The 25,057-nt window shown below is 38.2% G+C and carries 19 protein-coding genes, 1 tRNA gene, 1 pseudogene and 1 other annotated feature; of the genes and pseudogenes, 17 read left to right on the top strand and 4 right to left on the bottom strand.

The window, feature by feature from the left end; all coding sequences use genetic code 11:
- The first annotated feature begins 657 nt into the window (after positions 1-657).
- Entirely contained in the window at positions 658-1,296 is a 639-nt protein-coding gene (locus J2Z23_RS20600; protein ID WP_209975131.1) for an HAD hydrolase-like protein, read from the top strand.
- A 197-nt stretch (positions 1,297-1,493) separates the two neighbouring features.
- On the opposite strand, the gene J2Z23_RS20595 is transcribed toward J2Z23_RS20600, so the two are convergent.
- Positions 1,494-2,414: a glycoside hydrolase family 43 protein gene (locus J2Z23_RS20595; RefSeq protein ID WP_209975129.1), complete on the bottom strand. Its 921-nt coding sequence runs from the start codon at positions 2,412-2,414 to the stop codon at positions 1,494-1,496.
- A gap of 205 nt (positions 2,415-2,619) precedes the next feature.
- Positions 2,620-2,838 (top strand) — a binding site (T-box leader).
- A 49-nt stretch (positions 2,839-2,887) separates the two neighbouring features.
- Between J2Z23_RS20595 and trpB the strand changes: the two genes are divergently transcribed.
- The 3 genes and pseudogenes from trpB to J2Z23_RS20580 all read left to right on the top strand — a co-directional run.
- Positions 2,888-4,057 (top strand): tryptophan synthase subunit beta, encoded by a 1,170-nt coding sequence (trpB, locus tag J2Z23_RS20590; protein ID WP_057981467.1) that lies wholly within the window; start codon positions 2,888-2,890, stop codon positions 4,055-4,057.
- A 9-nt stretch (positions 4,058-4,066) separates the two neighbouring features.
- On the top strand, positions 4,067-4,318 hold the full coding sequence (locus tag J2Z23_RS20585) for a hypothetical protein (RefSeq protein ID WP_209975128.1): 252 nt from the start codon (positions 4,067-4,069) through the stop codon (positions 4,316-4,318).
- A 53-nt stretch (positions 4,319-4,371) separates the two neighbouring features.
- Positions 4,372-4,971: pseudogene (locus J2Z23_RS20580) on the top strand (transposase); the annotation flags it as partial.
- A 452-nt stretch (positions 4,972-5,423) separates the two neighbouring features.
- Here J2Z23_RS20580 and J2Z23_RS20575 read toward each other — a convergent pair.
- Positions 5,424-6,728, bottom strand: a complete 1,305-nt coding sequence (locus tag J2Z23_RS20575) for a nucleobase:cation symporter-2 family protein (protein ID WP_057981469.1) — start codon at positions 6,726-6,728, stop codon at positions 5,424-5,426.
- A gap of 182 nt (positions 6,729-6,910) precedes the next feature.
- On the opposite strand from J2Z23_RS20575, the gene J2Z23_RS20570 reads away from it, so the two are divergent.
- The 4 genes from J2Z23_RS20570 (at position 6,911) to J2Z23_RS20555 (ending at position 10,567) form a co-directional block, all read left to right on the top strand.
- Positions 6,911-7,885: an aromatic ring-hydroxylating oxygenase subunit alpha gene (locus J2Z23_RS20570; protein WP_057981470.1), complete on the top strand. Its 975-nt coding sequence runs from the start codon at positions 6,911-6,913 to the stop codon at positions 7,883-7,885.
- Positions 7,886-8,431: 546 nt separating this feature from the next.
- On the top strand, positions 8,432-9,490 hold the full coding sequence (locus J2Z23_RS20565; protein WP_209975127.1) for an NAD(P)-dependent alcohol dehydrogenase: 1,059 nt from the start codon (positions 8,432-8,434) through the stop codon (positions 9,488-9,490).
- A gap of 15 nt (positions 9,491-9,505) precedes the next feature.
- The gene (locus tag J2Z23_RS20560; protein ID WP_209975124.1) at positions 9,506-10,348 is read left to right on the top strand and encodes an alpha/beta hydrolase; all 843 of its coding nucleotides are present in this window, start codon (positions 9,506-9,508) and stop codon (positions 10,346-10,348) included.
- A 145-nt stretch (positions 10,349-10,493) separates the two neighbouring features.
- Positions 10,494-10,567, top strand: a tRNA-Gly gene (locus J2Z23_RS20555).
- A gap of 152 nt (positions 10,568-10,719) precedes the next feature.
- On the opposite strand, the gene J2Z23_RS20550 is transcribed toward J2Z23_RS20555, so the two are convergent.
- Complete coding sequence (locus J2Z23_RS20550) at positions 10,720-11,388, bottom strand: B3/B4 domain-containing protein (protein ID WP_209975121.1); 669 nt, start codon at positions 11,386-11,388, stop codon at positions 10,720-10,722.
- Between the two features lie 173 nt (positions 11,389-11,561).
- Between J2Z23_RS20550 and queG the strand changes: the two genes are divergently transcribed.
- The 3 genes from queG (at position 11,562) to trmL (ending at position 14,584) form a co-directional block, all read left to right on the top strand.
- On the top strand, positions 11,562-12,707 hold the full coding sequence (gene queG, locus J2Z23_RS20545; protein WP_057981474.1) for a tRNA epoxyqueuosine(34) reductase QueG: 1,146 nt from the start codon (positions 11,562-11,564) through the stop codon (positions 12,705-12,707).
- 85 nt (positions 12,708-12,792) lie between these two features.
- Positions 12,793-13,650, top strand: a complete 858-nt coding sequence (locus J2Z23_RS20540; protein ID WP_209975119.1) for an amidase domain-containing protein — start codon at positions 12,793-12,795, stop codon at positions 13,648-13,650.
- A 460-nt stretch (positions 13,651-14,110) separates the two neighbouring features.
- The gene (trmL, locus tag J2Z23_RS20535; RefSeq protein ID WP_209975116.1) at positions 14,111-14,584 is read left to right on the top strand and encodes a tRNA (uridine(34)/cytosine(34)/5-carboxymethylaminomethyluridine(34)-2'-O)-methyltransferase TrmL; all 474 of its coding nucleotides are present in this window, start codon (positions 14,111-14,113) and stop codon (positions 14,582-14,584) included.
- A gap of 165 nt (positions 14,585-14,749) precedes the next feature.
- Here trmL and J2Z23_RS20530 read toward each other — a convergent pair whose 3' ends face one another.
- Positions 14,750-15,643, bottom strand: coding sequence for a TetR/AcrR family transcriptional regulator (locus J2Z23_RS20530; RefSeq protein ID WP_209975114.1), 894 nt, complete (start codon positions 15,641-15,643; stop codon positions 14,750-14,752).
- Positions 15,644-15,821: 178 nt separating this feature from the next.
- On the opposite strand from J2Z23_RS20530, the gene J2Z23_RS20525 reads away from it, so the two are divergent.
- The 6 genes from J2Z23_RS20525 to J2Z23_RS20500 all read left to right on the top strand — a co-directional run bounded on the left by J2Z23_RS20525 (position 15,822) and on the right by J2Z23_RS20500 (position 24,916).
- Positions 15,822-17,354, top strand: a complete 1,533-nt coding sequence (locus tag J2Z23_RS20525; protein ID WP_057981478.1) for a DHA2 family efflux MFS transporter permease subunit — start codon at positions 15,822-15,824, stop codon at positions 17,352-17,354.
- Positions 17,355-18,043: 689 nt separating this feature from the next.
- Complete coding sequence (locus J2Z23_RS20520; protein ID WP_057981479.1) at positions 18,044-19,942, top strand: PrkA family serine protein kinase; 1,899 nt, start codon at positions 18,044-18,046, stop codon at positions 19,940-19,942.
- Between the two features lie 264 nt (positions 19,943-20,206).
- Complete coding sequence (yhbH, locus tag J2Z23_RS20515) at positions 20,207-21,376, top strand: sporulation protein YhbH (RefSeq protein ID WP_057981480.1); 1,170 nt, start codon at positions 20,207-20,209, stop codon at positions 21,374-21,376.
- Between the two features lie 679 nt (positions 21,377-22,055).
- Entirely contained in the window at positions 22,056-23,078 is a 1,023-nt protein-coding gene (locus tag J2Z23_RS20510; RefSeq protein WP_057981481.1) for an ABC transporter substrate-binding protein, read from the top strand.
- A 13-nt stretch (positions 23,079-23,091) separates the two neighbouring features.
- Positions 23,092-24,141 (top strand): ABC transporter permease, encoded by a 1,050-nt coding sequence (locus J2Z23_RS20505; RefSeq protein WP_057981482.1) that lies wholly within the window; start codon positions 23,092-23,094, stop codon positions 24,139-24,141.
- The gene (locus J2Z23_RS20500; RefSeq protein ID WP_057981483.1) at positions 24,119-24,916 is read left to right on the top strand and encodes an ABC transporter ATP-binding protein; all 798 of its coding nucleotides are present in this window, start codon (positions 24,119-24,121) and stop codon (positions 24,914-24,916) included. Before J2Z23_RS20505 ends, J2Z23_RS20500 begins: the two co-directional genes overlap by 23 nt.
- Positions 24,917-25,057 lie beyond the last annotated feature (141 nt).

Below are 25,057 nucleotides of genomic sequence, written 5' to 3'. Positions count from 1 at the left end.
TAGACGTGGATGATTTGATAAACTGCACCCGATGATGAATGAAGGTGCAGTTTTTCTTTGAATGAACATTCACTTTTTTATACTTATAAGAATTGATAAGAATCCATCAGGATAGGTAATAATCGTTTTAATTGTGAATACCTAAATGCAGATCAAGATATTTTTAGATGAAATCCAGATACGTGAAGAAATTGGAGTAATGAGGAAACTCAAAATAAAGGGATTACCAGGCTAAATGTTCTTCCGTTTATGATGGATAGTCGTTTCTTTTGAAGCGATCCCGACGAATTGAAAAGTGAAACAAGGTACACAAAATTTGAATATTAGCTTGTATGGTTATTAGCTATAGAAATCCCATCTTCAGTGAAAAACGGAATGAAGGGCATTCCAATTAGAAGAAGGGGGAACCAAGCAATGCACAGAACGAGAAAAGGAAAAAAAGGACGTGAATCTGCTATCATGTAGAAGAAAACACCAATGCAAACGCCAACAAATAAATAAAGTAAGGTAATTTCCATTTGTAACAGACTCCTTTTTAATAGTATAAGATCTATCTTTGGAATGGTTTGTGTTTCTGCGGAAAATCGGCAAAAAGTAGGAGCGGGAATGGCGGACATCACCTCATCCTTAGAAATTTTTTAGACGGAGGGATGCAAGTTGAATATTTTATGGGATTTTGATGGAACACTGTTTGATACGTACCCAGTGTTTACGGAGGTATTAAAACAAGTGATGAAAAACGAGGATGTTACGGAAGAAGAGATTTATGCACAAATCAAAATTTCATTTAGACATGGGATCCAATTTTTTAGTTTGAGTGAAGCACAGGTGGACCAATTTATTTTGCTTGCCAATCAATTACCTGCTAATGCATTTAAACCATTTCCGGGAGTGGAAGAGATTTTAAGCTACGCAAATAAAAATGTGATCATGACACACAGCAGCCGAGCGGAGGTGACCAAGATTTTACAGATGCGAGGCTGGGAAAAATATTTCTGTGACATTGTGACAGGGGATGATGGCTATCCACGTAAACCCCATATTGCTTCCTACGAATATCTCCATCAAAAACACGGAATTAATCTAGCCATTGGGGACCGACTGATTGACATTATTCCAGCAAAAAAATTAGGCATCCGAACATGTTTATTTCAAAATCAAGAACAGGGAGCGGATTATTACCTTTCCACATATGTAGACTTTTTCGAAATGTTGTCTAAATCGTTGCATAATTCCCATGTGGAAAAAGATGAGGCTAGGGCAAAAGTCTTTATCATGGAAAAGCCTGAACAATAAGTGCTTATAATCGGCTCCAGAAATATACTTCGCTTTCCGTGAGAGATCGGCAAGTCTCCTCAGGCTTCGCCTTGCGGTGCCTTGCCGATCTCTTACTTCCTACAGAGTCTACGTTTATTTCCTCCGTGAAGGTAAATCACTGTTCGCCTTTACCATTTAGCATTTTAGTTATGTGCCAGTCTCGTTAGTTAGGCACTTTACTTTTTCAAAGGAGTAAATGGAGCTCCTGTGAAAGTGATGGTAACAGGCTCTATAGTTCCATCCTTGTTAAAGGATAAGGAATCGATACACACTTCCCTATGATTGGCATCGTTTTCTGTTAGTGGCCTCCTGTGATAGACAATATACCAATCATCAGTCCCGGGAATTTGTAGCATGCCATGATGCCCTGCACCTGTTGCTACTTCAGAATGTTGTTGAAGAATTTTTCCAACGCGCTTAAATGGACCAAGCGGCGAGTTTGATATAGCATATGCGACAGAATAATTTGGCCCGCCCCAGCTACCTTCAGACCACATGAAATAATATTTGCCTTCTCGTTTGATCATACAAGGGCCTTCAATAAAATGATCAGGGGTGATTTCTTTATATGTACTACCATCTGAAAAAGAGCTTAGACTAATCATATCTTCATTCAGCATCACAACATTACAATGTCCCCACCCACCGTAATATAAATAGGCTTTTCCATCATCATCAATGAATACATGGGGATCGATCGGTTGAGCTCCGTAATGAATTTGGTCGATTAAGGGCTTACCTAATGCATCTTTAAATGGCCCCTCAGGACTATCTGCAACAGCAACACCAATCCCGCCCAATTCATCATTACTTTGAATATCATTGGCTGCAAAATAATAATAATATTTTCCATTCTTTTCAATTGGGGAAGGGGCCCACATAGCACGTCTCGCCCATGTGATATCCTCTTTTTTCAAAATTCCTTCGACCTTTATCCACTCTACTAGATTATCGGAATAGAAGGCATCAAAGAAAACTTGTTCATCATAAGGGGCAGAATAAGTTGGATAAATCCAATAACGATTATTAAAGATTCTGGCTTCTGGATCAGCATACCATCCAGGGAAAAGCGGGTTTCCTGAGAAGGACTCTTTCATCTACGACACTCTCCTTATATAAAAATTAGAAATTATATGAACATTATACTAATAATCTAAGATGGATAGCAATCCTTCATCCAGATGCAAATGGAGAAGGTGAAGAGTAGTTTCATATGACATTATGAATTAGGTCACGAACAATCATATGGGGTACTTTCATATTGACTATAAACGAACAAAGGACTAAAATAAATGAAAATAAATTTTTGCAATGATGAAGAGTAGTAGACAAAGGATGCACTTAAGAGAGCTGATGGTTGGTGCGAATCAGTGTGACATTTTGCTGAATGGACTTCTGAGCAACCAAACCGAACAAAGTAGGTTATGGCGGAGGACTCACCGATAAAAGAGTCGTGATCAATAAGAGCGTTTGTTTCTAGCAAACGAATAAAGGTGGCACCACGGGTTTCTCGTCCTTTTTAAGGATTTAGAGAAGCCCTTTTTTATTTTAAAAATAGGAGTGAGATTAAATGGATCAATCAGAAAAAATGGAAAAAGGGTATTTTGGAGAATTTGGAGGGAGTTTTGTTCCACCAGAATTGGAAAATGTTTTGCGCATTTTAGCTGAGCAATTTGACAAATATAAGGACGATAAAGAATTCAACCAAGAACTTCAGTATTATTTTGAAGATTATGTAGGTAGAGAATCTCCACTTTATTTTGCTGAACGCTTAACAAATGAATTAGGTGGAGCAAAAATTTATTTGAAGCGGGAGGATCTGAATCATACGGGAGCCCATAAAATTAATAATGTACTTGGACAGATTCTATTAGCGAAGCGGATGGGTGCGAAGCGTGTTATCGCTGAAACAGGTGCTGGACAACATGGTGTAGCTACAGCTACGGTTTGTGCGATGTTTGGTATGGAATGTATCATTTATATGGGAGCGGAGGATACAAAGCGACAAGCCTTAAATGTCTTCCGAATGGAATTATTAGGGGCAAAAGTTGTTGCTGTGACAAAAGGGCAAGGAAGACTAAAAGAAGCTGTTGATGAAGCATTAGCAGATCTCGTCGAAAATTATGAGAATACTTTTTACCTTTTAGGCTCTGCCGTTGGTCCTTATCCATATCCAGAAATGGTCAAACATTTTCAATCTATTATCAGTAAAGAAAGCAAAAAGCAAATTCTACAAAAAGAGGGAAAATTGCCAGATGCAGTAATTGCGTGTATTGGTGGCGGTAGTAATGCGATTGGTTCATTTGCAGAGTATATAGAAGATAAAGAAGTACGTTTAATTGGTGTGGAACCAGTTGAGGCAGCAACTTTAACAACAGGCACTCCTGGGGTGATCCATGGATTTAAATGCCTACTTCTACAAGATGAAGAAGGGAATCCACTGCCAACTTATTCGATTGCAGCAGGATTGGATTATCCTGGTAGTGGTCCTGAGCATAGTCAATTAAAAATATCAGGCCGCGCGGAATATGTTGCAGTAAGCAATGAAGAAGTATTAGATGCATTTCGTATTTTATCAAAAACAGAAGGAATAATTCCGGCATTGGAAAGTGCTCACGCTGTAGCCTATGGGTTGAAATTTGCCCCAACGCTTGAAAAAGATCAAAATATCATTATTAATATTTCTGGTCGTGGAGACAAGGATGTTGAGCAAGTCTTTGAGTTATTGAAAAATAATTAAGCGATCTAGATGAAACCAAGCCTCTTTGAAGGCTTGGTTTCAGACTGTAGACAAACACCAGGAATTTTGGTGTTTGTCTACAGTCTTTTTTCTTTTAAAATAGAGATAAAGCTAGAAAGGTTGATTTCCGCTGCGAGTGGACGCTTTCCGCAGGCACGGCTTCAGCCGCTTCCCTCGCTGCGCTCAGTCCAGGGTCTTCAGCTCGCGCTGTTCCCGCTGGAGTCTCCGCTCTCCGCTCCAATCAACGGTATTTTCTATTAACTGAATGAGATGATGGATATGATGACGAAGAATCAAATTAATGAACGCGAACAGTTCCTCAAGACCATCTGGTGCGCAAACTGGATGCGGCTATTGATTTCTTCTTTATCTATCCATTAGTCGAAGATCTTTACTCAACCATTGGGAGACCTAGCATAGGTCCTGTCGTATTGATCAAGATGACATTCATTCCGTATACCTTCGGCGTCCGTTCCGTGCGCCAGACAATCAAGGAAATTGAAACAAATATGGCATATCGCTGGTTCCTTGGATTTGGCTTTCATACAGAGGTTCCTCACTTTTCCACGTTCGGAAAAAACTATGTGCGGCGATTTGCAGATACAGACCTATTCGAGCAGATCTTCTGTAAAGTTCTAAACGAGGTGGCAAACCGCGGGCTTCTCAGCCCCGGCTATGTCTATATTGATTCGACCCATGTGAAAGCCAGCGCGAATAAAAGAAAGTTTGAGAAGAAGGTTGTTCGTAAAGAGACGATTGAGCGTGTCTTTGCCGATGCAAAAGAAAAGCATGGCCTACGATGGACAACCCTTAGGGGACTTAAAAAAATGTCCATGCAGACGATGCTGACTTTTGCAGCTCTAAATCTTAAGAAGCTGGCCAGCTGGACATGGAAAACGCCAACCATGGCGTAATAGAAACCATAAGGAGAGCATTTATGGTCTTTTTCATAGAATGATCCTGTATGAATAGCAAAAGGGGTGGAAATCATTTTGATTTCCAATCTTTTTGTCTACACTCTGAGACCAAGCCTCTTTGAAGGCTTGGTTTATTTTCTGTGTTAATTAGCAATCTTGCCATTTCTTTCACTATGGGATCGTGGAAGTTCGGTAAGTACTGATACCCCTGGAGATAGAAGGAGGAAAGTGAGACCCAATATCCTTTGCCTTTGAGTAAAGAATAAATAGGTATTGTCTGTGCTTCCAATTATTGTCCAATAACCTGTTTCCACGTCTCACTAATGGATCCTATAAATTACAATTTGTGACCTCAATCCTTTTCCTATGCCTAGGCCCACAACCTAAGCATGGAATGAGAACATATTTCATCCACAGCTTTCACTCCAAGTACGCAAAATATAATCGTCCTACCTTGTTTTAGGAATAAATAGATTTAGCAGAACGGTTGCCAAAGCCCCAACTGTCGTTGCTGAAGATAATATGTAATTAGCCCAATCGGGAACCTTGTTTAAGGCATCAGTTGGCAAAACAGTAATAGCAATCGTAAGAAGAATTGGTAGACCGATAATCATCATATTGCGATCATCGATAATAATTGGTTGAATCACTTTCATGCCATTCGTGACAATAGCCACACAAACAATGCCGAATATACCATTAATAACAGGTTCAGGTATACAAGTAATAGCTGTTGAGAGCTTTGGAATCAATCCAAGACAAACGAGAATAACTCCACTCATTATTATTACCATTCGACTAGCGACCCCTGTAATTGCAAGTAATCCGGCATTAGATGAATATCCGGTCATCGGGGTACTGCCAAATAAGGATCCTACTAAACAGCCAATTCCTTCGCCGACAGAGGCGCGATTCAAACGTCGATCATCTAGTTCTTCACCTGTAATGGAGGAGACGACAAACCATGTGCCCGTTGTTTCTAGTAATATGATGAAATAGACGAAAACCATTGTAATCATTGCATTTAAATTAAATACTGGTTTACCGAATGGAAATAGTGATGGTAAAGCAAACCAACTTGCTTCTTTGACAGGTGAAAAATCTACAGTGCCAAATAAACTTGCTGTAATGGTACCAGCAACAATTGCAATAATGACAGACACTAAACGAAAGAAAGTTCCGATTCCCTTCATCCTTCGTCCCAGAAGCATACAAATAATTAAAACAGCTGCCGAGATTGCTGCGATGAGAATATTTTCACCTATATTTCCTTCAGCTTGATAAATATTATTCAAACCTGTAGGCATTAAGGAGATCCCAACAATGATGATTACAGTTCCCCCAACAAGTGGGGGGATGATTTTTCGCACAGCTTTGGCAAACCATTTTAATGGATAGCCAATTAGAGTAATAAGGATCGCACCTGGAATAAGGCTTCCTGCGATGGCACCTAAGCCAAGTTTTCCTCCAATCGCTGCAATCGCTCCGATAGGAACATAAGAAGGTCCTTGGACAACAGGAAGTTTAATGCCTGCTCCAGTCTGAATGAGAGTAGCGAGACCAGTGGCTAGGAAACACATTTGTACAAAAAATGAGGTGTTTTCCGTACTTAATGACAATAGCCCAGCAATAATAATGGGGGCTATGTATAAATCCATTGCTAATACATGTTGTAGACCGAGAATAAAGGCTTTGTGGTAGCTAATTTTTTCATGAACGCTTATGACGATATTATTTTCTGTTTGATTATCCAAGCTCTATCACCCTTCTTAGCTAAAAATAAACGTTATTCTTGGATTATATATAAAATAACTGCTTTTGTATACAATAAACGAATGATGTTTACTTATGTTGTTAAAATGTTCGTAATTTAGGTTGACCGTTTCCTGGGAAATGATTATGATGGAATTAGGACAACAATTGTGGAGGGTTAAAAATGTTGGAAGATAAGATTTTACAAGAGGACTGGCTTGTTGCTTGTCGATCAGAAGATGTTAAAGAAAAGCCGATTCAAGTTGTTTTAATGGGAGAACGGATCGCGATTTTTAGAAATAGTAAAGGGGTCCATGCTTTTAAAGATTTATGCATTCATAGAGGGGCAGCTTTATCACTAGGAGAAGTGAAAAATGATTGTTTAGTTTGCCCTTACCATGCGTGGGAGTATGATGAAACAGGGGCTTGTGTGAAAATACCGCAACTTCCTGAGGGAAGACCGATTCCTCGTAAAGCTAAAGCGATCGCTTATTCTTGCAAAGAACGATATGGGCTAATCTGGGTGAACCTTGCAGGCAATGAACCTGATTTTTTCCAATACAAACCAATGGAAGACTCCGATTTTCATAATGTCATTTGGGGACCACAAGAGGTAGTGGCCAAACCACCGCGTATTATCGAAAATTTCTTGGATGTTGGCCATTTAGCCGTTGTTCATGAAGGATACTTAGGATCGGAAGAGCATCGAGAAGTTCCTGATTATAAGGTTCATCAAGATGGTGAGCGAATTTACTCAGATGAAATTGCGATTTATCAACCTGACCCAGATGGATCGGGGCAGCCTAAATACGTTTATTATACATATGAGATACATCGTCCCTTTACGGTAAGCTTTACGAAAAGAGATCGAGAAAATAATACATTGATGACGATTTTATTAACCGTTCGTCCAATTGACGCAGAGACTTCAATGGCTTATGGAATCTTATCATTTAATTATGATACAGGTTTAACAGATGAAGAATTAATTAAGTTTCAGGATGAAATTTTTGCGCAAGATAAGCCAATCGTGCAAAATCAAAAACCAGAGGAATTACCGCTTGATCTTCAAATCGAATTATCTTTGATCTGTGACCGTGTGAGTATTGCCTATCGTCGATATTTGAAAGAGCTCGGTGTTGAATTAGGAACAGCATGATGAAAAGAGGCTGGGACATAACTAAAATGCTAAGCCTCAAAAGCGAATATTTCATTACCTTAGCGAAGGAAATATACGTAGACTCCTGCGGGAAGTAAGAGTTCGACAAGACTCCGGAAGGCGCAGCCTGAGGAGGCTTGACACTAGGGAAAGCAGGCTAAGTTCGCGCCGTCCTGGCGGCAGGCTCAAAGCGCAACTTCCTGTTGCTTCACCTCCACTAGTACTTCCTGGTACGTCGCAACGCCTGCATGACCCACATCCTGTAGGCCTTCGGAAAGCGAAGTATATTTCCGGAGTGGGTTATTTTCACGCTAATAGTTCGGACTTTACTCAAGCGAAAACACTTTTGTCCCAGTCTCTTTAATACTTTAAAAATAGACTGTTAAGGATTAGAATAAGAATAGTGATTGCTTTGTTTAGCTCTCAATTTTAACTTGCATTTTTTATAAAGCGTTTACTTGTTGAGTTGGAAAATTTTGGCTGATTGGTTATTAAAGCAATAGATAGAGATATTTTTAACTGATTAAGGTTATCGGAGGGAACAACATGCAACCACTTATGAAAGCAGCTGTATTAAACAAACCAAAGGATATCGAAGTGAAGCAAATCCCAATACCAAAACCTAAACGTAATGAAGCATTAGTTAAGGTTCATTGTATAGGTGTATGTGGCTCAGATGTTCATTATTATGAACATGGGAGGATCGGACGTTATGTTGTCGAAAAACCGATTATTTTGGGACATGAAGTTTCAGGAACTGTTATAGAGATCGGGGAAGATGTGAAAAATCTTCAAATAGGTGATCGCGTAGCAATTGAACCAGGAATTCCTTGTGGGGAGTGCCCACATTGTCGTTCAGGACGTTATAATCTTTGCGATGCTGTTGAATTTATGGCTACCCCGCCATTTGATGGAGCATGGGCGGAGTATGTGACAGTGAATAGTGATTTCTTATTTAAGTTACCAGACGATGTTAGTTTCGAGGAAGGAGCATTAATAGAGCCACTATCAGTTGGCTTCCATGCGATGAGAAGAGGGAATGTTGGACCTGGTGACAATTTATTAATAACAGGTTTGGGTCCGATTGGTTTATTAACGATTGAAGCAGCAAAAATGTTTGGTGTGACAGAAATTTATGGAAGTGATGTGGTAGGATTTAGAAGAGATCTTGCCTTGGAAATGGGTGTGAAGGCGGTATTGGATCCCACAAAAGGAGACCTTTTAGAGCAGTTTCGAGAAGTGAGTGGGAATAAGATTGATGTTTTAATTGAAACATCAGGAAATGCTCAAGCTGTTAGTGAGACAATTCGTTTAGTAAAACGTGGTGGGAAAATTGTGTATGTAGGTCTTCCTACTGTTGATCAAGTGCCGATGGATATGACAGCTATGATTGATGCAGAAATTGATATGCTAGGTGTGTTTCGATATGTTCATACTTATGCTGATGCCATTCAAAGTCTAGCTCATCCTTTAGTTGATTTGACAAAAGTGATCACAGATCAGTATTCATTGAATGAAATCAAGACGGCTGTCGAGGTAGCATTGAATGAAAAAGAGAAAAGTATTAAAGTAATGATTTATCCAAATGCGAAGGATATAAAATAAAGGGAGAATGATAGAATGAATCTGAGGGAATACAAGGATATTACATATGGACCTTATGAGAGAAATAAGTTAGATGCCTATATTCTTAACAAGGCCGAACCAACTCCTGTATTAATTTTTTTCCATGGGGGTGGTTATGTGGGCGGAGATAAGAGCGATTTTCTGACCAGTGATTTGCTGAAAGAATGTTTGCAGGCTGGTATCTCTGTAGTGTCTTGTAATTACCGTTTTATTACAACAGATCCATTTCCTGCGCCAATGCAGGATGGAACAAGAGCAATTCAGTTTGTAAGAAGTCAAGCGAAGGAATGGGGAATCGATGCTAATCGAATTGCATCATCGGGTTCATCTGCTGGTGGACATATTGCATTATGGAATGCTCTTCAAGGGGATTTAGTAAATCCAGCAAGTGATGATCCGATCGAACATATACCATCATATGTGTCTGCTTTTATCGGTTTCGGTACTCAGGTTTCGAAAGATCAGCGTTTTTATGAAAATATTTATCATGGCCCTCATATTCAACCAAATATCGCTTTATTTTATGGTATCTCTTCTATTAAAGAACTATATGATCCTAGTATCTTGGAGCTTGCGGAAAAAGCCTCCGCAATAAACTATATGTCAGCAACCGCTCCACCTGCTTTGATGACATATGATTATCCATTCGACCAACCCTACATCTCTGCAGACGCACCTGTTGGGGAAGTCATTCATCACCCGATCCATGGTTACATATTAAAGAAAAAATATGATGAATACGATATCCCATTTATATTCCGACATATAAATGATCCCGTGCGTTCAGGAGAAATGGTGCAATTCTTATGGGCATGTTTTCAAAAAAAAGAACATTAAGGAGAAGAAGATCCGACTTAGCCGGATCTTCTTCCAATCCGCTCGTAATAACTTTATCGGTGTTTCGCAATATGGAGAATTTGTGACGGTTATTGCGATTTCTTCATATATTTTGTATACTATTGAAGTCAACTTTTTGAGATGTGCGGGTGTAGTTTAGTGGTAAAACTACAGCCTTCCAAGCTGTTGTCGTGGGTTCGATTCCCATCACCCGCTCCATACATACCAACGCAGGGTTTTGTTTAAATAAAACAAGGCTTTGCGTTTTTTTATGTAATCAATGATTTCCTATCGGGCAAAGTTGACACTAAGTAAAAACCAAGCCTGTCAAGATTCTTCATAAAGGCAGGCATAGATTATTTGATTTCGAGTTAGTTTGTAATCAATTTTGACTTCGAAATTCCACCTAATACTTGATAATAGGAAGATGCAATCAATTTTAGCATTTCTTCAGCAGCATCGTTTGTGATGCTCGGTGTGAAATAGACAATTTGTAAAGCGGAAGTTGTCTTTTCTGTCACTGCTGTTCGAATAGAATCAACAAAGGGACTTCCAAAGGGACCAATTTGATCTTTAACGACTAGCAGATTTTCTGCACGGTTTTCTCTTCCATTTAAACCATCATATGTCTCCTGGGCATTACCAATCCCCAACTGCACATTCCCTTGGATTTTATCTATGTCATAAAGCCCAATCGGGATGGCGTACTTCAACGAGAAAAAATTATTCAGATCAGCTGCTGAATGGAGATCATTCAGATATTGTTGCTTTTGTACCCTTCGTAGTAACGATTCGGCAGAAGGGCGGTAGCGACTAGGACTCTTCCCTAGCGTTTTAAAGATTTGACGCCATTCCTTAATTTCTGGTATATCGCCGATTTTCTGATTTTCTAAATCAAAAAACAGGGACTCCTGAAAATAGTGCAATTTTCCTTTTAAGTATACTGGGGAATTTTCTACAATGATGTTATGATATTCAAGGATCCCAAATTTCAAAACAGCTATCTTTTCAGAAAGTGGTGTTTCAATCGTAATATCCATTTTTGTCACCTCTTATTTTTCTTAGTATTAATAAGAACCTAATTATCCTAGCTTTGGATAGGATGCCGTAGTCGATGGAAGTGAGGATTTTTTCTCTATTTTAAAATCAAAGCAGACGCTTTTTATATAGTGTAACATAGTATGATCATTCTAATTAGAAAGGGGACGAGCATGTGGATTACTCTCAATTAAAACAAGATATTATTGATTATAGTAAAGAGATCGGAATTGATAAAATTGGCTTTGCCAGCTCAGATCCCTTTATTGAAATGAAGAATAGATTAATTAGGCAACAAGAGCTTGAATACCATTCAGGCTTTGAACATAAAAATATCGAGGAACGCACAGATCCATCTTTAATATTTGATCAACCACGTTCAATTATTGCAATTGCACTTGCATATCCTTCCCGTATGAAGGATCCACCACGAGGGAAAAAAGGTGAAAGAAGAGGCTTATTTTGCCGTGCCTCATGGGGAATTGATTATCATCAACTTGTTCGAGAAAAATTAAGTCAACTAGCTATATATATAAAAGAACGTGTCCCTGAAACAGCTATCAAATCGATGGTAGATACAGGAGAACTTGTGGATCGTGCAGTTGCGGAACGTGCTGGGATTGGCTGGAGTGGCAAGAACTGTTCGATTATTACACCAGAATTCGGTTCATACGTTTATCTCGGAGAAATGATAACCAATCTTCCGTTTGAACCAGATGAACCACTTCAGGACCAATGTGGAGATTGTACAATGTGTTTAGATGCTTGCCCAACAGGTGCATTGGTCCAACCCGGTCAATTAAATGCAAAACGTTGTATTGCCTTTTTAACCCAGACAAAAGATTTCTTACCAGATGAATTTAGAACAAAAATCGGCAATCGATTGTATGGGTGTGACACATGTCAATCGGTATGTCCCAAAAATAAAGGAATGGATTTTCATCATCATGATGCAATGGAGCCAGAACCGGAAATAGTCAAACCGTTACTTGATCCTCTATTAGAATTATCAAATCGGCAATTTAAAGAAATTTTTGGAGAGATGTCTGGTTCTTGGCGTGGAAAAAAACCAATTCAAAGAAATGCAATTATTGCTTTAGCTCATTTTAAAGAAAAAGAATCTGTCGATAAATTAATTAAGGTAATGGAGGAAGACGTCCGACCAGTTATTCGCGGGACTGCAGCTTGGGCACTGGGAAAGATTGGTGGTGAGAAAGCAAAATTGGCATTACATCAGGCACAAAGTAAAGAACAAGATGTCTCAGTATTAAATGAAATTGAAAAAGGATTACAATTTTTCCGATTGGAGAACGAGGTATAGCTTCGTTCTCTTTTAATTTCCAATAAATCTTATAATCATTGTATCGTGGGTTCACTGCATATATTTTATACCGAGGAGGGATGAAGTGAGACAACAATTAGCTAGCGCGCTTGAAGATAGGATAGATCAATTAGTTAGACGGAAAAAAGCGGAAGAGGAAAAGGTGGTAAAAAAACTCGATACCCTATCAAAACGTAAAGCTATATTGGTGAAGGTCATGGGAAAAGGAAAGATTGTCACAATGGATAGAGAGGAAAAGCAAGATCATGTTTCCTATCAAGTTCACTTAAAATATTTGATTAAACAAGCGGATTTCATGTATATGGAAGAGGAAATTGAGCAACGGGAAGCCTATTTTTTAAAAAATAAATTAGTTCAGGATCAGGAAGTCCTTGTCGAATATCCACAACAAGCCCCACTATCTGAATCTGAAGACAACTCAGAAAGGGTTACGTTTATTTATGATCGCTTAAAAGCAGTACAGTATGCAGAGAACTGGTGGGATGATTATAATCCTGCCTATGAAAAATTTGAAGTTGACTGTACAAATTATATATCGCAATGTCTCCATACTGGCGGCGCTCCGATGCGAGGGCATCCCAATCGTAGTAAAGGCTGGTGGTACCAAAATAAAAATTGGAGCTACAGTTGGTCTGTTGCCAATGCGTTAAAAATTCATCTTGGTAGCTCCACGGTTGGATTGCGAGCAAGAGAGGTAACTGATGCGCGTGAATTAAAATTAGGTGATGTAATTTGTTATGATTTTCAAGGAGATGGGCGCTTCGATCATAATACAATCGTAACAGGTAAAGATGCGGCAGGGGAACCGCTTGTGAATGCTCATACGTATAATAGTCGAATGAGATATTGGGCTTATGAGGATTCAACGGCTTATACACCTAATATCCAATATAAAATGTATACGATTATTGATGATTCTTAATACGTATTGAAAAGTATGAATCAACTGATCAAAAGGAAGCTCAGCTACTTTCTGTTCTAAGGATGGGATATAACTAAAATATTAAGATCTAAAGACGAACAATCTGTTCTAGCGAAAGATACTTTCGGAGCGAGTGATATGCACTTAGTCGCACAGCTTTTCTTTGGTGAAAACACTTTTGTTCCTACCGCTAAGCTTGCGTCGTTATCACTAGATATATATGGCTTGTAAGCAACCGAAAAATAACATATCTTGACTGTTGATCTTCGGCGAAATATGGGCAGATTCCGTGTAGAGCGCGGAAGAAGTTTAACCATATGTTGTCTATTCCTAGTGCACGATCCTGTGCTGCCTCAAATTTCTTCAGATAGAATGTAGCCGACTATTCTCTTTTTTGAACACGCAAGTAAATCTATAGTGTATAATGACACAGTAAAGTTTTTTGATGAGGTGAACGAAAGTGCCAAACCATGTAGTTTTATATCAACCAGAAATTCCAGCAAACACAGGAAATATTGCTCGAACCTGTGCCGCAACAGACACTCAGTTACATTTGATTCGACCACTTGGCTTTTCAACAGATGATAAAATGTTAAAGCGTGCTGGCTTGGATTATTGGGAGTTTGTCAACATTACGTACTATGATTCTCTTGAAGAGTTTTTTACCAAGAATGAAGGGGGACAATTTTATTATTTGACTAAATTCGGTCAAAAACCCCATACAACATTTGATTATAGTGATTCTGCAACAAATCATTACTTTGTCTTTGGTAGGGAAACGAAAGGATTACCAAAGGAATTGATTGAAAAGAATATGGATCATTGCTTGCGGATCCCGATGAATGATCATGTTCGTTCGCTCAATTTATCCAATACAGCGGCCATTCTTGTCTATGAGGCGTTAAGACAACAAGGAAACCCAGGATTACATTAAAAGAGAAAGGATCTCCTATTGAGAATAATAGGTGATCCTTTTTTAATCAATTATTCCAAATCGGGGTTAGCTGTAGATTGGGACAGTCATCAGTATGTTTCTAACAGGATACTAGATGGTGCCTGATTCGTTCTTCTCTAAAAATTATTTAGTTCTGAAAGTAGCTTAATGCTCATGGTGTTGTAAGTAATGATACCCTAATTGAATAATTTCTTGGATTTCATTTTTGAAGAAAGAAGAATCTGCTTTTTTCTTAATCGAATCAAGAACACTTTCGATTAAAAAATCTCTAGGTGAATCGTTCTGTAATTCCAAGTGCAGAAATTCGAATCGTTCTCTCCGTCCTTGCTTTACGGTCATTTCATCCATTCTTTTAAGTAATATTTCCAACTGGTTTACAAATTGTTTCTTTATATCGATTGCGTCTATTTTTATATCTTTATTGTATGGACAAAGCCAGTCGGTTGGAAAGAAAGGTTTATTTTCTCCAGTTTGCTTGGAAATAATGGCTTTTAACTGCCTTAAAGTATAATAAACCATTTCTCTTAATTCGTATTCTTTTGTAGTTCCTAACATCCATACATGCATCATGTGATGGATCATTCCGAATGAAATACAAGCATAATCGATGGAAAACTCTTTAGTATGATCCCCAAACAAATCGACGATCCTTGAAGCCATCCACTGTAATTCTGTTTTATGTTGTTTTGTTATAAATTCCTTTAAATCCTTATCTTTGGAACTATAAACTGATTCAAACAATGGAAGTAAATTTTGTTTTCGATTCATTTCCATTCGAACTAGTACTTGTTGAACAAAAACATCAGGATCATCCTTAGCTTTGCCAAAAGAAATTTCCTCGCGGACCGCTTGAGCTTCCTCGCGAACCACCTCAAGAATTGCGATTAAGCAATCATTTTTTGAGGCGAAATGGTTGTAAAAAGTCCCTTTTGCAATATTTGCTTCTAATAATATATCTTTGATAGATGTAGACGTAAATCCTTTTTGGATGAAAAGACGGTGTGCTACATCAATAATTTGTTTTTTTCTTTGGTTCATAATCTCACCTTTTGTACATATGGTCTATCATTCATTTTAGCTTAATATAGCGGTTTATACAATTTTTTTATGATAATGAAATTTTTTTGTTGATTTTTTTAGACCATGAGTTTAAAATGTTTAAAGTAATAGTTCGGTTTATACTAATACACATGAAAGATTGATTGGGGGATTTTATATGGATATTGAATCCATTCAGAAGAAACCGCCTTATGGTGCCATAGCGGTTCTTTTTATTGGAGCTTTTGTTTCGATATTAAATAATACTTTGATAAATATTGCTTTGCCATCTATTCAAAATGAATTTGAAATTGGTACTGCAACTGTGCAATGGCTTGCCACGGGATATATGCTTGTAAATGGTATTCTTATCCCTGCGAGTGCTTTTTTTATTCAACGTTTTACGAATAGAAGTTTATTTATAACTGCGATGGGTTTATTTTCTTTAGGGACATTATTAGCACTGATTGCTCCTAATTTTGGGTTATTGCTTGCCGGGAGAATGATCCAAGCCTCAGGGTCCGCGATCATGATGCCGTTGTTAATGAATGTGATGTTGACAGCATTTCCTGTGGAAAAAAGAGGAACCGCAATGGGTTTCTTCGGATTGGTTATGATCGTTGCACCAGCCATTGGTCCTACTTTATCCGGTTATCTAATACAAACATTTAGTTGGAGAGCTCTATTCTCTGTAGTTTTACCATTTGCAATCTTAGTATTGTTATTAGCGATCTTTAAATTAAAAAATATTACTCCACGAGAAAAAGTTCATCTCGATGTTCTTTCACTTGTTTTATCAAGTATTGCCTTTGGAGGAATATTATATGGCTTCAGTTCAGCAGGGGATCAAGAAGTTGGTTGGGGCTCACCTCAGTCTTATATTCCGTTAGTAGTTGGAATAATTGGCTTGATTATCTTTATTGTACGCCAACTAAAAATGAAAGAGCCTATGCTTGAGTTCCGAATTTATAAATATCCGATGTTTGCATTGTCATCAGGTATTTCCATCGTTATTGCAGTATCAATGTTTTCCGGTATGATTTTAACACCTCTATATGTTCAAGAATTAAGAGGTATTTCACCGATGAACTCTGGATTATTAATGCTGCCAGGTGCTTTATTAATGGGAATCATGTCGCCTATTACGGGTCGTTTGTTTGATAAATATGGAGCCAGGATTCTTGCAGTGACTGGTTTAACTATTATGGTTGTTACCACATATCTATTCTCAAAACTTACATTAGATACTTCTATCTTACATTTAGTGCTTCTATACACTTTTAGAATGTTCGGGATGTCTATGGTTATGATGCCTGTTATGACAAATGGAATGAACCAATTGCCGATGAGGGATAACCCACATGGAACAGCAATTAACAATACGCTTCAACAAGTCTCAGGAGCAATAGGAACAGCCTTTATGATTACAGTGATGTCTAAAAGAGCGGCTAGCACTGGTGAACAATTGGCAGCAGATGCAATGGCAAAAGCTGATCCAAATGTACAACCAACACCAGAAGCAATGGCTAAAATGCAAGAAGTGATTGGAAATCAAGCTATGTTAGACGGAATCACCCATGCATTCTTTGTGTCTACGCTAATCGCCGTCGTAGCACTCGTTCTAGCTTTGTTTATGAAACGTGTCAAGCCGCCGATGGAAGAAGTTAAAGGTGAAGTAAAAGTAAAAGCAGATCAAGTGGCAACAGAATAATTTTAGAAAAACAAAAATCCTTATGGTGATCGCGTTATGATCATCATAAGGATTTTTTTAGATAATAAAAAACGCCAAACCTCAAAGGAATGGCGTTTCGTAGCTTATCTTTTATTAGTTCCTGGCTTATCTTCAAATCCAGAAGTGAAAATGGCGGCCAAGAATGCGATACACACACCGATAATTAAGATCAATTTCATGTTTATGTAAGCCTCCCTTTATGAATCATAATCTTCTCTCATTATTATAGCCTATTATGGCAGGAATGTCGCATATTTTGTGGATTTTCTCTCTAGCTTATTATTCGAACTGGTCAACTTCTAGCTGAAAGCTCGAAGCTAATATTAACGGATTCAACCACAATACGCTGTATTAAGAAGGAGGAAATAAAAGCTCTCCCTAATAGTGACCTTAGAGTTTGTATGTAATTTAGGGTTTTCATTTTTGACCGTTGATTTTTAAATCCTAAGTTGCTTGCAATTAAGTCTAACCAAAATGTTTTCTTAACATAACCATATATCAGTTGTTTTAGAAGGAATAAATGATTTTACGAATAAGCAAGATGAGAATGTTTATATTGCGATACGAATTTAAGAGATGGACCTGTTTTAGGGAAAGTATCATGTTTAGTTGTCCAATAGCATAGAATGAAATAATCATCTCTCATCACACCTACTGGGGAGGTTTATATGGATATTTTAAAAAGAATTGAACAATATCGTTCACAAGAAGAAAGATTGAAATGGGAAGGGACCTTTGCAGAATATTTACAATTAGTGGAAGAAAAGCCATGGATAGCTCAATCTGCCCATTCACGCATATATAATATGATAAAAGATGCTGGTGTTGAGGAGGAGAATGGCAGAAGAGTTTATAAGTTTTTTAACTCAGAGTTATATGGGTTAGAAGAAGCTCTAGAAAAGCTAGTGGAGGAATATTTCCACCCGTCGGCTAAACGCCTAGATGTCCGCAAAAGAATCCTTCTTTTAATGGGACCTGTAAGCGGTGGGAAGTCGACCCTAGTGACAATGCTGAAAAGAGGCTTAGAGGCATATACAAGGACAGACAATGGCGCCGTCTATGCCCTAAAAGGTTGCCCTATGCATGAAGATCCGCTTCATCTGGTGCCAGCCCATTTACGGGAGGACTTCTATAAGCAATATGGAATTAAAATTGAAGGACATTTATCTCCTTTAAATTCTTTGCGACTTGAGGAAGAATATGGCGGAAGAATTGAAGATGTCATCGTTGAAAGAATCTTTTTCTCAGAAGATAAGCGCGCTGGAATTGGAACTTTTAGTCCATCTGACCCGAAGTCTCAAGATATCGCGGATTTGACAGGGAGTATTGATTTTTCTACCATTGCTGAATATGGTTCGGAATCGGATCCAAGGGCCTATCGATTTGATGGGGAATTGAATAAAGCGAATCGTGGTTTAATGGAATTCCAAGAAATGCTTAAATGTGATGAGAAATTTTTATGGCATTTATTATCCCTAACTCAAGAAGGGAATTTTAAAGCAGGAAGGTTTGCCCTCATTAGTGCAGATGAATTAATTGTTGCCCATACAAATGAGACCGAGTATCGTTCCTTTATCGCGAATAAAAAGAACGAGGCGCTTCACTCGCGAATCATCGTTATGCCCGTTCCATATAATTTGAAGGTTTCAGAAGAGGAACGTATATATGAAAAAATGATTAGAGATAGTGATGTTGCAGACGATGTTCATATTGCCCCCCATACTTTGAAAGTGGCAGCAATGTTCACGATTTTAACAAGACTAAAGGAAACTAAAAGAGGCGATATCGACGTCATTAAGAAAATGCGTCTCTATGATGGAGAGAGTGTAGAAGGCTTTAATTCTGCTGATGTAGATGAGTTGAAAAATGAGTTCCAGGAAGAGGGGATGAGTGGCATTGATCCGCGTTATGTCATTAACCGTATTTCATCCACAATTATTCGAAAAGGGATTACATCGATCAATGCGTTAGATGTTTTACGATCCCTAAAGGAGGGACTTGATCAACATCCTTCTATTACAAATGAACGCAAAGAAGTTTATTTGAATTATATTTCTCTCGCAAGAAAAGAATATGATGATATTGCAAAGAAAGAAGTTCAAAAAGCATTTGTTTATTCCTATGAAGAGTCTGCGAAGACTTTAATGGATAATTATTTAGATAATGTGGAGGCTTTTTGTAATAAAGCTAAACTCAGGGATCCACTCACTGGAGAGGAAATTAGTCCTGATGAAAAATTAATGAGATCAATTGAAGAACAAATTGGTGTATCAGAAAATGCGAAAAAATCATTTAGGGAAGAAATTCTTATTCGGATATCTGCACTTGCACGCAAAGGAAAGAATTTCGATTACCGGTCCCATGCAAGACTAAGGGAAGCTATTCAGAAAAAGTTATTTGCGGATTTAAAAGATGTGGTGAAGATTACAACATCAGCTAAGACTCCAGATGAACTGCAATTAAAAAAGATCAACGAAGTTGTAGCTAGGTTGATTGATGAACATGGTTATAATTCGACCTCAGCCAATGAGCTATTGAGATATGTTGGTAGTTTATTAAATCGTTAAGCATTTCTTATGAAAACGATATATTAAAGGTTGCCTCCATTATGAAGGCAACCTTTAATGCTAAATGAAAGAAAACGGATTTCACATCTTGTAAACAGAAGCAAAATAAGTAAAATCGGAACTTTGTCCCATTCTTTAAAAAGTTTGTAAATATCTATCGTGAGTTGCATAGGATAGAGTAATTAACATTGAAATAAACTGAGTAAAATTTCACTATTTTATCTTATGCCGAAAGCGGCAAAATGTGAATAAGGAGGGGAAAAGATGGCTGAATCAGAACACCACCAGTTTGTTGTATCACAGGAAGATTGGTCCCTCCATCGAAAAGGACACGATGATCAAACACGTCATCAAGAAAAGGTCCAAGATGCGATTCGTAAAAATTTACCAGATTTAATAACGGAAGAAAGTATTATCATGTCCGATGGACGGGATGTTGTAAAAATACCAATTCGCTCATTAGATGAATATAAAATTCGCTATAATTATGATAAAAATAAACATGTCGGTCAAGGGGATGGGGATAGTAAAGTAGGAGATGTCGTAGCAAGGGGGCAAAATCCGCAAAAGGGCCCAGGAAAAGGTCAAGGTGCTGGCGATGCTGCCGGTGAGGACTATTATGAAGCAGAAGTATCCTTGATGGAACTGGAAGAGGCTTTATTTAAAGAATTGGAATTACCTAATTTACAAAGAAAAGAACAGGATCTTAATCAGATTACAGATATTGAATATAATGACATTCGCAAGACGGGATTAATGGGAAATATTGATAAAAAAAGAACGATGTTATCTGCCTTCAAACGAAATGCTATAAAAGGAAGTCCTAGCTTTCATCCGATTTATCCAGAGGATTTAAAGTTTAAAACATGGAATGAAATTCAAAAACCCGAATCCAATGCCGTTATTTTAGCAATGATGGATACAAGTGGATCTATGGGAATATGGGAAAAATATATGGCCCGCAGTTTCTTTTTTTGGATGAGTCGTTTTCTCCGTACAAAATATGAATCAGTGCAAATTGAATTTATTGCTCATCATACTGAGGCAAAGGTTGTGACAGAGGAGGAATTCTTTTCCAAAGGAGAAAGTGGAGGAACAATCTGCTCCTCTGTTTATAAAAAAGCGTTAGAGATTATTAATGAAAAATATGACCCTGCCCGCTATAATATCTATCCATTTCATTTCTCTGATGGGGATAATCTAACTTCTGATAACGCGAGATGTGTCCGCTTAGTGAATGAAATTATGGAGAAAGCGAATATGTTTGGCTATGGTGAAGTGAATCAATATCAGCGGAACTCTACGCTTATGTCTGTATACAAACATATAAAAAATGAAAAATTTTATTATTATGTCCTTAAAGAAAAAGCAGATGTATTCCATGCGATGAAAAGCTTCTTTAGAAAGCAAAGTGAAGAGAGTATCACAACCTAGACTTCTAGATATAACTTCAATACGGGAAATTCTTAATACCGTTCTGTTGCAACTGAGTTAAGACCAGCGCCCAGCAAATAGCAAACTTTCGGCTTCTGACTGAGTAAGTCAATAATAGTATCCGAAAAGTTTGTACATTGCGATCCGGGCGCTTTCTTTTCTTTACTTTAACGCGTCGATCTATTGACTAAATGGGTTGATCGGTGTACGATTACATAAATATTATAAGAGGATGTTCAAAAAGTCCGGTAAAAATGACACTGCGAGATTGAGGATCTTCGACTAAATGCCGACACGTCCTGTGTCGAACGTCGAAGTCACCCCAACACGCGCAAGTTCGTTGGCTTGTTTCTGTGCTGCTCGGAAAAGAAAAAACACTTTTCCTTCGTGCGATGCGGATTCAGGGAAGCTTTCCCTATGCTCATGTATCAGGAGAATGATCTTCTACTAAAACCGCCCACGTCCTGTGGGCAACGTAGAAGTCAGCACATCCTATGCAAGTCCGCTGCTCGAAACTGCGCCGCCTCGAACTTTCGACGTACAGGATGTACTAGTGTCGGACGTTAGCGATTGACATCAGCGCCTTTAGCCGACTTGGTCCTTTTTATCCTCCTTTTTGAACACGCATTATAAGTAAATTTCAAAGATTTGGTCTTAAAAGAATATAGGGGGAAATCATATGAAGTTAAGTTGGAAAAAGTTAAGCATATCTGCCTTATTATTGCTACTTATTCTGGCAGGATGCGGGCAATCTTCGACAGCACCAGAGTCAGGTGGTAACGAATCTGATCAAAGTGAAGAAAAGAATGAGGAAGATGGGAAGACCTATAAAATTGGGGTCACGCAAATAGTAGAACACCCATCATTAAATGCGGCGTTTGAAGGCTTCAAAAAAGCGATAGAAGACTCAGGACTTGATGTCGAGTATAGTGAAAAAAATGCGAATGGTGATAAAAGTACAAATACAACAATTGCCTCTGATTTAATTAATTCAGATGTAGATCTTATTTTTGCGAATTCAACAGATAGTGCTCAAGCCGTGGCAAGTGCAACCCAAGATATACCGATTGTTTTTACATCTGTGACAGATGCTGTAGGAGCTGAATTAGTTGAATCAATGGAAGATCCTGGTGGAAATATTACAGGGACGATTGATACGCATCCTGATGCTATTCCCAATACGGTTAAATTTTTGTATGAAGAATTAGGAGCAAGAGATGTAGGGATGGTTTATAATGCTGGTGAACAAAATTCACGGGCACAAGTAGATATTGCACGAAAAGCTGCAGAGGAATTAGGCTCTGATATCAAGATTAGAGAAGCCACTGTCGCAACATCCGCTGATGTAAAACAGGCAACAGAATCGTTAATTGGTAAAGTTGATTCACTATATATTATTACTGATAATACAGTTGTATCAGCTCTGGAATCCGTGATTACGGTGGCAAATGAGAATAAATTACCATTAATGGTAGGCGAATTTGACTCCGTTCGTAAAGGTGGGTTAGCTGCTTACGGGTTTGAATATACGGATATTGGCTATGAAGCTGGAGAAATGGCGATTAAAATCCTAAAAGGGGAAGCAGAACCAGGAGAACTCCCTGTTCAATATCCACAAAATTTGAAATTTGTCGTAAATAAAGAAACAGCTGAAACGATCGGATTAGAAATTAAAGATGAGTGGGAAGCAGAACTTGAATAGGAGATGATTCTAAATGTTTGCAGCAATGTTTGGCTCCGTTGAACAAGGAATCATCTATGCGATTATGGCACTTGGAGTATATATATCGTTCCGAGTGCTTGATTTTCCTGATTTAACTGTTGACGGGAGCTTTGTAACAGGAGCCGCTGTCGCCGCTACCATGGTCGTATTAGGATATAACCCGATTATCGCGACGGTAATGGCCTTAATCGTTGGCTTCTTAGCTGGATGTGTGACAGGGCTTTTACATACAAAGGGAAAAATAAATGCCCTACTTTCAGGTATATTAATGATGATCGCTCTTTACTCTATTAATCTTCGAATTATGGGCTTTTCAAGGGAAAATACAGTAAGTCTACCTAACATCCCTCTTATGAATGATGAAACAATCTTTACAAAGTTTATTAGCTATTGGAGTAAGCTAGATATCGATGATACGTTGAATGGATTATTATCTAATATCGGTATAAAATTTCTCCCTTCAACATGGGGCATCCTTTTCTTAATGATTATTATTACATTAGTATTTAAATTACTTACAGATTGGTTATTGCAAACAGAGATTGGACTTGCGATCAGGGCTACAGGTGATAACAAACGAATGATCAAAAGTTTTTCCGCTAATACCGATTACTTAATTATCTTTGGTTTAGGTTTTTCTAACGCCCTTGTTGCTTTTTCAGGTGCTCTTTTTGCTCAGTATTCAAAAAGCTCAGATGTCGGTATGGGGATCGGAATGATTATCATAGGCCTTGCCTCTGTGATTATTGGAGAAGCTATTTTTGGCACAAAAACATTAATGAGAACGACGATGGCGGTTGTGGCAGGAGCCATTATTTATCGGCTTATTCTTGGGCTGGCACTACGAGTTGAAATTTTAGATACAGGGGATATGAAGCTGATTACAGCCGTTATTGTCATTCTCGCTTTAATCATCCCACAATTTTTTGAAAAAAGAAGAGAAAAGAAACGAAAAGCGAAACGATATACGGAAAGAATGGCAGAAATGAACAAATCCCTTGGAAAGGGGGAGAATTCTGTTGCTCAAACTGGAACAGATTAATAAGGTTTTTAATGAAGGCACACCGGATGAGAAAATCGCTCTTGACCAAATTAATTTAGAATTAAAAGCAGGCGATTTTGTCACGATTATCGGCAGTAATGGTGCAGGGAAGTCCACTCTAATGAATATGATTTCTGGAGCCCTTTCCCCAGACATCGGTGAAGTTTGGATTGATGACAAAAATGTCACAAAATTAGCTGAATTTAGACGATCAAGATTAATTGGAAGGGTTTTCCAGGATCCAATGGCAGGTACTGCTCCTTCGATGACAATTGAAGAGAATTTAGCGATGGCTTATTCCCGCAATAAAAAAAGAGGATTAAGAAAAGGTGTAGATAAACATAGAAAAGAATTCTTTCGAGAATCTTTAGCTACCTTACATTTACATTTAGAAAATCGATTGAATGCGAAAGTTGGATTATTATCGGGAGGTGAGCGCCAGGCTTTATCCTTATTAATGGCTACCTTTACCCAGCCTGCGATTTTATTGTTAGATGAACATACTGCTGCATTGGATCCTTCACGAGCAGAGTTAATTACAAACTTAACTAAGCAACTAGTGGAAAAAAATCGCTTAACGACACTAATGGTGACGCATAATATGCAGCAAGCATTAGACCTAGGGAATCGTCTGATCATGATGGATAAAGGACAGATCATTCTTGAAGTAAATGAAGAAACAAAACCAACACTGACTATTGATAAATTAATGGCCGAATTCCAAAGAATTCGCGGAGAAAAGCTAGTGGATGATAAAACCTTATTAAGTGTTTAAAGGGCCTAAAATAAAACAGCTAGAGAAATGAGTTTTTTCTCTAGCTGTTTTTATAGTGCGCCCGGCATGGGCTATAACTTGGTGGTGAAAGTCCACTACAGGCTTGGCAGTAGGAACTGTTAGCTTAAGGCAAGGGTGTCC

This window comes from Lederbergia galactosidilytica, assembly GCF_017873565.1.
GTDB lineage: Bacteria > Bacillota > Bacilli > Bacillales > Bacillaceae_C > Lederbergia > Lederbergia galactosidilytica.
This window is presented reverse-complemented; position numbering and strand designations above follow the sequence as displayed.